Annotated in this window: 7 protein-coding genes; 3 read left to right on the top strand and 4 right to left on the bottom strand. The window is 43.7% G+C overall.

The window, feature by feature from the left end; translation table 11 throughout:
* Window positions 1–22 precede the first annotated feature (22 nt).
* From BBW65_RS02140 to BBW65_RS02130, 3 genes are all read left to right on the top strand, one after another.
* Window positions 23–3661, top strand: a complete 3639-nt coding sequence (locus BBW65_RS02140; RefSeq protein WP_066339060.1) for an autotransporter outer membrane beta-barrel domain-containing protein — start codon at window positions 23–25, stop codon at window positions 3659–3661.
* Window positions 3662–3900: 239 nt separating this feature from the next.
* Complete coding sequence (locus BBW65_RS02135; RefSeq protein ID WP_083986000.1) at window positions 3901–4497, top strand: c-type cytochrome; 597 nt, start codon at window positions 3901–3903, stop codon at window positions 4495–4497.
* Window positions 4498–4512: 15 nt separating this feature from the next.
* Entirely contained in the window at window positions 4513–7089 is a 2577-nt protein-coding gene (locus BBW65_RS02130; RefSeq protein WP_083986174.1) for a molybdopterin guanine dinucleotide-containing S/N-oxide reductase, read from the top strand.
* 68 nt (window positions 7090–7157) lie between these two features.
* On the opposite strand, the gene BBW65_RS02125 is transcribed toward BBW65_RS02130, so the two are convergent.
* From BBW65_RS02125 to BBW65_RS02110, 4 genes are read right to left on the bottom strand one after another with little or no spacing between them, the layout of a single operon-like run.
* On the bottom strand, window positions 7158–8318 hold the full coding sequence (locus BBW65_RS02125; RefSeq protein WP_066339055.1) for a pyridoxal phosphate-dependent aminotransferase: 1161 nt from the start codon (window positions 8316–8318) through the stop codon (window positions 7158–7160).
* Between the two features lie 24 nt (window positions 8319–8342).
* A complete protein-coding gene (locus BBW65_RS02120) occupies window positions 8343–9197 on the bottom strand; it encodes an autotransporter domain-containing protein (protein WP_066339053.1) in 855 nt (284 codons plus the stop codon).
* A 54-nt stretch (window positions 9198–9251) separates the two neighbouring features.
* Window positions 9252–10253 carry a tRNA (adenosine(37)-N6)-threonylcarbamoyltransferase complex transferase subunit TsaD gene (tsaD, locus tag BBW65_RS02115; RefSeq protein ID WP_066339051.1) on the bottom strand — a complete coding sequence of 334 codons (1002 nt, stop codon included), beginning with the start codon at window positions 10251–10253 and terminating at the stop codon, window positions 9252–9254.
* The gene (locus BBW65_RS02110) at window positions 10250–11647 is read right to left on the bottom strand and encodes a phosphomannomutase/phosphoglucomutase (protein WP_066339049.1); all 1398 of its coding nucleotides are present in this window, start codon (window positions 11645–11647) and stop codon (window positions 10250–10252) included. Before BBW65_RS02110 ends, tsaD begins: the two co-directional genes overlap by 4 nt.
* Window positions 11648–12350 lie beyond the last annotated feature (703 nt).

Here is a 12350-nt window from a genome sequence, read left to right as displayed (position 1 = left end):
TCAATTTTGTAAGGAATCAACAATGGAAAATGCAAATAGACAATCTAGTTCCTACCGCAATTGTGCGGGGGGGGGCATTATGAAGCCCTACAAGCCCATCATCGCCACTTCGTTGGCTCTAGCTCTTAGTGTAAGTGTGGCAAGTGCGACAGATACACCTTGCAATGATAGCAGTAGTGGAATCTGCTACAACACCGATGGTGGAGTAGCCTTTCAAAGCACTAATCAAGTCACAATTGATGGAACAAGCACTTTTAATCAATTAAAAGCAGGCGGTAATACTCTTGATAGTTTAACGCTTAAATTTCAAAAAAATAATCCTACACCACCTACTTTTGCATCCAACACACTCACGCTAGGTGGAGACAAGGCTCAATTCAAGCTTACTAATAAGGGCAATGGACTCCAATTGGGAGATAGTGGGCAAGGCACTCTCACCATTGATTTTGGAGCAATACCTTTTTCTACCCCACCCTCTCGCAAAGCCACTCTTGTGTTTGAAGGCATTACCGACGGAGTTGCTCTCAAAGGCAATCTTAATATCAAAGCTGGTGACTATCGCACTCTTAGTGATGGCGATAAAGTAGAGGCGACTTTTAATGGCGATATGATAGGCAATATCAAAATTGAATCTCAACTCAGTGGAGGACTATATTCCCAATTATCAACAAATTTTAATTTTACAGGAGCTTCAAGTCTTAAGGGAAATTTGGAGACAATATCGATAGGAGAGCTTAAAAATCGCAAACCTAGAGAGCAAAATTTTGTGTTTGACAATGGTGGGATTGAGGGGAGCATTATCACTAGCGGAGGTTTGGTAGAGGGTGGTAAGCTCATAGGTAGAACAGATTCGCATGATTACACAAAAGTCAATATTACCTTCAATGGAACAAATAACTCAATCAAAAAAGGAACAAGTCAAACTGCTGAAATCCGAGCAGAGGGTGGGGATGGGAAGCAAGAGACAAGATACAATGCCCACAATCGAATCCTTTTCAAAAACAAAGGAACGATTGGAGAAAATACCAATCGCGTTAGCATTATTGCAGCACCACGACAGGAGTCTCAAGTCAATGCCGATGGCACACATGCTTACAATCTGATTGCTTTCAAACAACAAGCTACGCTCTATCTAGACAAACTAGAAATCAAACATCGCAAGCAGACAAATTATCGCAATGTCATCAGTCTTGATTTTGCTGGTGGATCTACTGCAGCCGAAAAAAACGCTCTTGACATCAATACAATCATAACAGGGAATTACGATAAGAAAGATGACGCTTTAGCAAGGGTGGATATAGGGTTCAATTTGATTGGCAAGGGGCTTTTGAAGTTTAGAAATTCTGGCGTCGACAATACGGCAAAAGATTTGGATCTCGATCCAAATGTCAATACGCCAGAGGAGATTGATAAGGAAGCACAGCAACTCGAAGCACAGCTCATGCAACCAACTCATGCAAAAACCCTTATTGCCAAAGGAAAGCTCAAGGTGGGGACTATCACCACTATCGCTGAGGGAGGCGGAATCAATGGAATTTTCATAGAAAATCTAGAAGTGACAAATGGGATCTTTGCCAATCGTTCCAAAAACATCATCTCTATCGGCAGTGGTGAGAGCACAATCGGAGCAAATGGCATTAGTGATACTGGGGCGACTAGTGGCGATTATGCTATCTATACTGGGGCTAGTGCCACCAACATTATCAATCTCGAAGATTCTGCCAACCTCACTATAGCAAAGAACATCGGAACAACCGGAGGTGGCACGACGACATTCAATCTCAATGGCACCAATACCACCCTCACCCTAGAGGGTGCAAATAACACGATTAGCACTCTAAATCTGGCAGGAACTGCAGCAACTCTCAAGCTCGTTGGAGGAGCTGACAGCACAAACCTCAAAACAACAGAAGTTGCTACTCTTAATGGTGTCAATGCAGCTAATCTTGAAGTCAATTTCGCTAGTGGTCATTCAAAACTCAAGCTTGGTGGATCAAACAATACACTCCAAGCAATCCGATTGGGTGAGGCGGGTGCCAAAGCTACATTGAGCATTTCTAGTGAGAATGTAGCCGATACGGCTCAAGCTGGTGGCACTCCAACACACGCTTACAACACACTCACTATCACAACGCTTAATGCACAGCATATTGACAAAGGTAGCTACACTTTTCAAGTCTATGCTTCATCTGTTGCTAGTGCTAGTGGGAAATATGCAGATCGCATTGTGATTGATGGTGTTACTGGTGGATCTACAGGCACACAAAAGCAAAACCTTGGAGTGCGTGTCAAAAGCGTAGAGGAGACCCAAACGCTCAATGGACTTGTCGCCCAAGGAAAGAAAATCGCCCTTGCCACGGTGAGAAAGAAAAGTGGTGAGAATGCAGCATTGATTAAATTTGATGCGACAAGACAAGAAATCGCAGTCGGTGGAGAATCATTTGCAGTGACTCTCACTCCAAGTGCAACCGACCAACAAGGAGAAGGATCAAGCGGTAATTACTACACTTATTTCTTGGGTGATTTCCGTTCCAATGGGGTGACCCAAAGTATCCAGCAAGTCACTTCCTCTGCCCTCGCACTCAATTTTGATTTATTCACAGCCAACTTCAACTCTATCAACAAAAGACTTGGGGAACTCAGAGGCAACCCATACAATCAAGGGGTTTGGGCTAGAGTGTTTGGCGGAGAAGCAGTGTCCAACTTCGGTGCCAAAACTGAGACAAGCTATATGACTGCACAGGGAGGCTATGACTATGCACTTGATTTGGATAATGCCAAAAACTACATAGGTGTCGCATTTTCCTACACTCGATCACTAGGCAAAACCCACGCATTGACAGAGCAAGGAAGCGGTGCAAAAGTGAGCCTAGATGACATCCAAACTCAAGGCTTTGAAGTGGCGGTATATAACTCCTATGTCAGCAATGTGGGCTTGTATAATGACACGATCGCCAAGTTTAGCTATTTTGCTTCGGATTTCAAAGTCAGCACTGCCACAGGGGCTAGCAACATCTCTAGCCCTGCTTTTTTGCTCTCCGATGAAGTGGGCTATCGCTTCGCTTTGGGTGAGAACAATAGTTGGTTCATCGATCCACAGGTGGAATTGGGTGTAGGCTACCTTAGTGATGCGAGTTTTGCCACCACAATCAAAGATGGTGGCAATGGCAACAAGCTAAAAGCCAACCAACAATCAGTCCTCCTTGTGCGTTCTCGTGCAGGTGCGAGCTTTGGCAAAGAGTTTAGAGGAGAGGATTGGGCGACTTCACTCTATGTGGGGACATTCTATGAGTATGATGTGCTCAATGGTGGAAAAAGTATCGTTGATTCTGCCATCACAGGTAGCAAAACCCCTACAGAGATCTACAAATCCAATGGACGCTTTGTGCTAAATGTCGGGACCAATGTCGAAGTGGCAGAGGCAACAAGAATTTATCTTGATGTTGAGACAAACTTCGGAGACACATACAAAAAGCTCTATCAAGTGAATGTTGGAGCAAGATATAGCTTCGGAGACAAAGCCACAAAAGCTACGATGACAGACAAAGAGGATAACAAAGCACCTCTCAAAGTCCAAACAGCAGAGGAGCAAGAGGAAGTGGCAGACAAAACCGTAGAGGAAGCGACAGAGACAGGAGTGTCGCAAGAGACTTCCAACTAATCCACCTCAAGCCCCGCTTGAGTGGAAATAGGGGGATTGAACATTTATCAACCCAAATTCAATCAAATACACTCTAAGATTTTATAAGCAACTACAATCAATCTTGCACTTAGCGTCTGTGTTATGTTTTATTTTATATAACGCAATAATTTCAAAAAACATCAAGATTGAGTAGAATCTCAAAACTACTATCCCACAGAGTTTAGGTAGTGGAAGCAAATCGTTTCAAAGGAGAAGGAATGTTATTGAGGACTTTTGGATTGTCGATCGTGTTTTGTGGTTTGGCTTTTGCACAAGCACAATATGCAGATAGTGTGAAAATGTTGTATGCCGATGCAAAAAGCACCAAAGTGATTGGTAAGCTATTGCCAACAGCAGAGGTCAATGTTATCCGCATAGAGGGTAATCGTGTATTGCTAAGCATTGAGGGATATACCGCAGGAGATACGCTACTAGGAGTGTATTTCGTGCCAAACAAAAGAATCTTGAATGCTGGATTTGTCAAAGGAGCCGGAGTCAAAGTCGAGAAGCTCGGCACACAAGAAGTGGATGGCAAAGTTTATAACAAAGTCAAAATAGAAGCTTGGAGTGAGAATGATGGCTTGAGCAACAATCTCAATGCTTTGTTTGCCAAAGGAAAAGAACTCTATGAGCAAAACTGCTCAATGTGTCACGGATTGCACCCTGTCAAAGAATTCACAGCCAATCAGTGGCCCAGTATGTTCAAAGCAATGGCAGGACGCACAGGTATTGACAAAAAAGATTATCACCTTGTCATCGAATACCTACAAAAAAATGCAAAAGATATGAACACAAACACTGAAGCTACAAAATAAAAGGAGAATACTATGATGCAGAGAAGATCATTTTTGAAATATGCGGGGCTTTTTGCAAGTCTTCCATTTGTGAGCCAACTTGCTGATAGAAGCACACTTCTAGCCGCAGGAGCCAACAAATTTAGCACAGATTTGGTGCTCAATGGTGAGGTTTATACAGCGGCACATTGGGGTGCGTTGAGGGTTGTGGTAAAAGACGGAGCGGTCGTAGATAGTGGCGATGCGTTTGGGGAGTTTAAGCCAAGCAGTGTGAAAAATCCTCGATACCTTGATGGAGAAAAAGCACTCAATTCTTTGGATATGCGTTCAAGCGTGGCAGATTTGATTGGTCCAAACAATGGTTTTGATCGCACAAACAGGATCAAAGCCCCAATGGTGAGAAAAAGCTACCTTGAGAAAAAGCCAAACAACAAAGAATTGCGTGGAAGAGATGAGTGGGTAGAAGTCAGCTATGAACAAGCGATCAAGCTTGTCAGTAGCGAAGTGAAGAGGATCCGTGCTAAGCAGGGTGCTTCAGGAATCTATGGCGGTTTTTATGGTTGGCAGTCAAGCGGGAAGCTCCATAGTGCTAGGACTCTTTTGCACCGATTCTTGACGATGGGAGGTGGATTTGTAGGTGGTTTGGGGGATTATTCTACAGGTGCAGCTCAAGTGATTATGCCTCATGTGATGGGGACACTTGAAGTATATGAGCAACAAACTTCTTGGCAACTTGTGCTAGAAAACGCAAAAGTCGTTGTGATTTGGGGGTCAAATCCACTCTCTACTTTGAAACTTGCTTACACTGCGACTGATTCTCAAGGTTTGAAATATTACAACGAGCTTAGAAAAGCTGCCAATGAGAAAAAAATCAAAGTCATCTGTATCGATCCGATCAAAAGCGAGACGATTCAGTTTTTCAAAGGCAAGGCTGATCATATCAAAGTGTGTCCAAACACCGATGTGGCGATGATGCTAGGGATCGCCCACACAATGCTCACAAGTGGCAAATATGACAAAGAGTTTATCGAGAACTACACAGAGGGTTTTGAGAAGTTTGCAGATTATGTGCTTGGCAAAACCGATGGCGTTGCCAAAACCGCAAAATGGGCTTCAGGCATTTCAAAAGTGCCAGAGAAGCAAATCAAAGCCCTTGCCAAACTTTTCTTTGAAAATCGCACAGTGTTGATGGCAGGTTGGAACATCCAACGACAACACCACGGCGAGCAAGCACATTGGATGATTGTCACACTTGCTTCAATGATTGGGCAAATCGGACTTCCGGGCGGTGGATTTGGCTTGAGTTTCCATTATTCAAATGGTGGAAGCCCTACGACAAATGCCCCTGTGCTTGGTGGGATCAATGTGGGCAAAGCTGTGATCAAAGAAAATTGGAAAAGCACAGAAGAGAAAGAGCGAAGTGGTGCAATCCCTGTGGCAAGGATTTCAGACTGCTTGCTCAATCCGGGCAAAACTTTGCAATACAATGGACGCGTGATCACATATCCTGATATTGATATGATTTATTGGGTGGGTGGCAATCCAATCGTGCATCAGCAAAATGTCAATAAGAATCTCAAAGCTTGGAGGAAGCCTACGACGGTGGTGGTCAATGATATATATTGGACACCAAGTGCCAAAATGGCAGATATTGTGTTCCCAATCACAACTTCTTATGAGAGAAACGATTTGAGTATGACAGGAGATTATAGCAATCTCAATATTTGTCCGATGAAACAAGTGGTCGCCCCTATGCCAAAGGCTAAGAGCGATTATCAAGTGTTTGCTGATTTGTCTAGTGCTTGTGGATTTGGCGATGCTTTTACAGAGGGTGGCAAAACAGAAATGCAATGGCTTGAGGAGTTTTATACCACTGCTTACAATCGAGCGACTAATGCCGGTATCACGACTGCTGAAGGTGAGGCAATGCCTGATTTCAAAAAGTTTTGGGAAGACAACAAGCCTTTGACTTTTGCCCCTACAGCAGAGGGTGAGGCGTATGTGAGATATGCAGATTTTAGAGAAGATCCTATCCTCAACCCTCTAGGCACCCCTAGTGGCAAAATCGAGATTTTCTCTGAAACAATCGCAAAAATGGATTACAAAGACTGCAAAGGGCACCCAATGTGGTTTGAACCAGCAGAGTGGCTAGGGATGAAAAACAAACCCGCCGAGTTTGCACTCACTAGCCCACACCCTATCAATCGTTTGCATTCTCAACTTAGCAATACGCGTTTGAGAGATAGCTACGCAGTCGCAGATCGTGAGCCGATTTGGATCAATCCAAAAGATGCGAAAGAAAAAGGCATCAAAAATGGCGATCTTGTGCGTGTGTATAATGCTAGAGGCGAGGCGTTGCTAGGAGCAATCGTAAGTGATATGATGCCTAGAAAAGTCGTGAGGATTTTTGAGGGTGCGTGGTATGATCCAGCAGATGCGCAACAAGATGGCAGTATGTGCAAAAATGGTTGCCCCAATATGCTCACGCTTGATATTCCAACAAGCGAACTTGCCGATGCAAATATTGCCAACACTGCATTGGTCAATATCGAGAAATTCAAAGGCAAAGCTCCAGAGCTTACAGCATTTATGCCTCCCAAAGGTGCGAAGTAAGCTCAAAAAGGGGATTCACAAAGGGGGAGGGGCTATAGAGGGGGGCTATAGAGATACTCACTGAGAATCTAGTTTTCTAAAAATCTTGCAATTTTTTCAAATCCTTTTTGTAATGTCTTAATCGAAGTGGCAAAACTCATCCTCACAAAACCCTCCGCACCAAAAGCAATGCCGGGAACCAATGCCACGCCTTGTCGCTCAAGCAAGAATTGACAAAAGTCTAGGCTGTTGGGATATGGGGTTTTTGAAATATCGATGAAAAGATAAAACGCCCCTTGTGGTTTGTTGAGACGCAGGGGGGCGATACTTTGGGCGGCTTGATAGGCAAAATCTCTGCGTTGCTCAAAAATCCCTCTCATTTCCTCAATCTCTCCTTTGAGGTTCAATGCCGTGATTGAAGCCATTTGTGTGAAAGAATTGATGTTTGAAGTGCTATTGCTTTGTATATTGTCAATGATTTTGAGCAGTGTGCGATCTTTGCTAGCAAGATAGCCCATCCTCCACCCAGTCATCGCACTTGATTTGCTAAGCCCATTGACAAGGATCGTCCTTGTCAACAAATCTTGCGAAAGCGATGGGATGGACACAAACGAAGAATCATAGACAAGCTTTTCATAAATTTCATCACTAATCACCCAAATATCGCTCCCCTCTAGCACTTTTGCAAGTTCTATGATCTCCTCTTTGTTGTAGATAGAGCCTGTGGGGTTGCTTGGCGAGTTGAGAATGATTGCTTTGGTTTTGGGGGTGATGGCTTCTTGGAGATCTTTGGGCGTTATTTTGAAATGATTTTCTTGGGTGGTTTGGATGAAAATCGGTGTCGCTTGATTGTATTTGACCATTTCAGGGTAGCTGACCCAATAGGGAGCGGGGATGATGACTTCATCTTGAGGATTGAGTATCGCTCCCAACGCATTAAACAAAGAATGCTTGGCTCCATTGCTTACGATGATTTCTTGGGGTTGATAGTGGAGTTGATTGTCTCGTGCTAGCTTCTCACAAATCGCCTCTTTGAGATTCAAGATCCCACTGACAGCGGTGTATTTGCTAAAACCTTGATTGATTGCACCAATCGCAGTGTCTTTGACACTTTGGGGGGTGTCAAAATCAGGCTCACCTGTGGAGAGGTTGATGATTTCTTTGCCACTTTTTGCTAGGTTTTGTGCCAACGCACTGATTGCCAAAGTGTTGGATTCTTGTAGATTGAGTGCTTTGTCTGAGTATTGCATCGTTTTCCTTTGTATCAAATGTGATTAGAATTCAAATCCGACAGAACTTGTCAAGCCGACATTATAGAAGTTTTTCGAAATCTCACTACTTAAACCAAGTTTAAAACTCATATCATCCCCATAAAATCCTAGATTTGCCCCTAGATTGACAAGCCATTGGGCAGAATCAAGCTTGAAGCGTTGTGTGTCTGTGGCAAGGTGCAAGGTGTTGTCCAAAACAGAATGAGAGTAGATACCATAGAGATTGATTTGCATCGATCCAAAGAGCGTCTGTGCGATGAGCCCTGCATTGACTGATAGGTGATTGTAGTGTTGGGTTGGGATTGTTTCAAGCCCTTTGTGGTTTTGTAGTTGTAAAAAAGTATAGTTGAGATAGGCGATTGGGGTGAGTCGTGTGGTGTCATCCAAGAGGGGGATGTCATATCCTAGCCCCAATGCCCCTGACGCATAGTATTGTTTGTAATCCACAAGAGACTGCAGGGTGTTGAAGTTTGCACCTCCGCTCAATCCTGCAAAAATCGAGAGTGGCGTTTTGAGCAAGGCAGACAATCCCCCGCTCACATTGTGCGATCGGCTTTTGGAGTGCTTATGATCATCATAAGAATACTCAAGCAAAGACTTCATTTTGAGCTCATCCTCATCATTGGCACCTGTGAGTGCAAGGGATGAGCTGATGATGTCTCCATCATCGGTGCTAGTGTATAAAAAGCTTGGATCGATTGTAAGATCTTCATCTTGATGTGTCCAAATGGTGCTTAGAAGTAGATTGGTGTTGAGACGCTGTTGTGCGTTGATAGTGTGGTGGATGTTTGTGAGATAGGGGGTTTGGGAGAGTAGCACAAGGGGTGCAAACAAAAGAGATAGGCATTTATTTTTCATCGTTGTCCTTTGATATAGAATCTACATACTTTAAATCACCAAAATAAAGCCAATCTAAAACTGAGTCGTGCGTGGAGAAATATCAAGCTCATAGAGTGAGGCAAACTCCCCTTTGAGATAGCTCTCCACTCCAGCGCGTCCAATCATTGCAGCATTGTCTGAGCAGAATTCTAGGGGGCTTAGCAAGAGCGTGGCTTGATAGTCTTGGCAAAGTTGGTGCATTTTGTCTCTGAGTGCGAGATTAGCACTCGCTCCACCCACGATTGCAAAATGTTGGATGGATTGATTCTGTGATTGCTTGTGTTGGAAGTAGAGTTTGCATCGTTGGTAGATGTGGGCGATAGCACTTTCTTGAAAAGCTTTGGCTAGAGCGTTTGGGTGGTAGTCTTTTTCTTGAGTTTTGAGCCTAAAGGCGTTTTTGAGTCCTGAAAAGCTAAACGCCAATTCTTTGCTGTGTTGCAAAGGAATGGGCAGGGTGTAGAGTGAGGGGGCATCGTGGGCGAGTTCTTGGATGATCGGACCACCCGGATAGCCCAAACCTAGCATTTTGGAAGCTTTGTCAAAGCTCTCTCCAAAGCTATCATCCAAACTTTTGGCAATGATTTGAATCTGCGAGTGGGACATCTCTAGGATCATCGTATGCCCACCCGAAACTAGCAGAATGCTCAGGGGGGAAATGATGGTTTTTTGGTTGATGAAAAGCGAGTAAATGTGCCCTTTGAGATGATTGATACTTAGGAGTGGGAGATTGAGGGCAAGTGCAAGAGCCTTTGCCATCATCAGCCCCTCGATGAGCGAGACACTCAAGCCCGGTTCTGTGGTGATGGCGATTGCTTTGATTGCTTCTAGGTTGCCATCAAGGAAGTTTTTGAGTTCTTGCAAAATCTGTGGGAGTTGTTGGGCGTGGAGTCTTGAGGCGATTTCTGGGACGACGCCACCATATCGAGAGTGGTAAGAATCTTGGGAGATTTTTTGGTGGAACACAAGTTTGCACTCTTGGATTGAGGTGAGTGCAAGTGAGCTGTCATCGCAGCTGCTTTCGATGCTAAGGATCATCGCAACTCATCTTCAATCAGAGAGAGCATTTGGGCTTTGTAAAGCTCCAGGTCCTCTTGTGTTTTGGCTTCAAAGCGTGTGACAAGCACGGGCGTGGTGTTGCTAGCACGGATCAATGCCCACCCGTTTTCAAACACTACACGAATGCCGTCTATATCGATGATTTGTTTGATTTTTGGGAATTCTTGATTGGGGTTTTGGAGCTTTTTTTGTAGTGTTGCAATGATTTGGAATTTTTTGTCTTCTGTCGTTGGGATTTTCTCTTCGGGTGTGGAGCAAAGCTTGGGAAGTGAGAGGATTTGCTCCTCTACAGATTCGATACTAGAGTGCAAAAACAGCTCCAAAGCCCTAAGCCCCGCATAGATACCATCATCATAGCCAAAATACCTATCATTGAAAAACAAATGCCCACTCATTTCCCCTGCAAACGAGGCGTTCAGCTCTTTGAGCTTGACTTTGAGGTTGCTATGCCCTGTTTTATACATCACGCTTGTTCCGATTTTGTCAATCTCATCATACATCACTGAGGAGCATTTGACTTCACCGATGATGATTGGTTTCTGGGGTGCTATCTCTTGAGCGATTTGGTGTGCGAAAAGGATGGTGAGCTCATCTCCTTGATAGGCTACCCTTGTGCTTAGCAAAGCGATCCTATCGGCATCTCCATCAAATGCTAGTCCGATAGGAATCTGCTGATCGTGCATTAGGCGTTTGAGATCTTGGAGATTTTTGGCTTCACTGGGGTCTGGGTGGTGGTTGGGGAAATCGCCATCGGGATCTGCATAGAGTGCGACAAAGTCGATGTTGAGTGCTTGCAAAACAGGAATGAGTGCCACTCCTGCCACTCCATTGCCACAATCAATGGCGATTGGGTGTGGGAAATCTCGGAGGGTTTGGAAATGATCGATGAGGAAGGCTTGGTATTCCTCAAGTATAGGAACTTGCGTGATGGCTTTGGGTTGTGGGTTTGTGGGGTGGGGTTTTGGAGTTTGGGCGATGCTGTTTTTGAGTGCTTGAATGCTTTGACCATAAAAAGGTTTGCCTAATAGCGTGATTTTGAAGCCATTGTATTCTTTGGGATTGTGTGAGCCTGTGATCATAATGGAATTGGTGTTTGCAAGGGTAGGGGAGAAGGTGGCAAAATACGCAGTTGGCGTGGGTATCAAACCAAGATCGTTGATTTTGATAGAATGGAGATGCAATCCATCGGTGAGCCATTCAAACAGCTGTTTGGAATGCACCCTTGCGTCATAGCCAATGCTGATGGATTTTTGATTGGCGTCTTTGAGGAGCGCTCCAATCCTCTCGCCAATGCAAGTCACAATCTCTTGATCCAAATCTATATCAAAAATCCCACGAATATCATACTCTCTAAAAATATGCTCTTTTTGCATTCTGTTCCTTTGGTCTTGGGGGTTAATCGTGTGCAATTATATCCAATTTGTAATGCGTTGTGGTGAGAGTGGTATTGCCACCCCCCCCCTTGCCCCTCCCTCTTATAAAAAAGCAAAGCAAGATTTGGTGACTAAGCAGTGTGCTTTTGCAAAACTAACTCCAAAAAGAGAATCTAATAGATTCTAGAATCACCAAAAGGCATACTCACACAAACCAACTTCAAAAGAAAGAATCCAAGCCAAGCTTGAAATACTAAAAGCCGTGGTTTATCCAAACCAAACCCAAAAAAACAAAACTTTGAGATTCGGCAAACTGATTCTTTTATCAAGATTGATTTTGCAGAAGCACGCTTTTTGGTAACCAAATCCCACTTTGCTTTCTCTCTTAAGGGGGCAAGGGGGGTTATTGACAGGCTTTCCCCCCCTTATCCCCCTTAAAATCCCCCAAACTCGCTTTTTGTGTGTTGCCCACATTGTTTTGACTTTTGTTTGATTCTTGATTCTTGTTTTTATTTGAATTTTGAATCTAGATTTTTAGATTCTTGCTTTTATTTTGATAGGGTTTTTGTGAAGATTTTAAGAATCTAAATAAAATTTTGTAAAAAGATTCTGAAAATCAAAGCAGCAAGAAACATCAGAATCTACCTTCAATCAATCCAACAAGCAAACAAATCAAATTAAGAATCTAGATTCAAATAAAAAT

The organism is Helicobacter enhydrae, from assembly GCF_001693335.1.
Classification (GTDB): domain Bacteria; phylum Campylobacterota; class Campylobacteria; order Campylobacterales; family Helicobacteraceae; genus Helicobacter_G; species Helicobacter_G enhydrae.
This window is presented reverse-complemented; position numbering and strand designations above follow the sequence as displayed.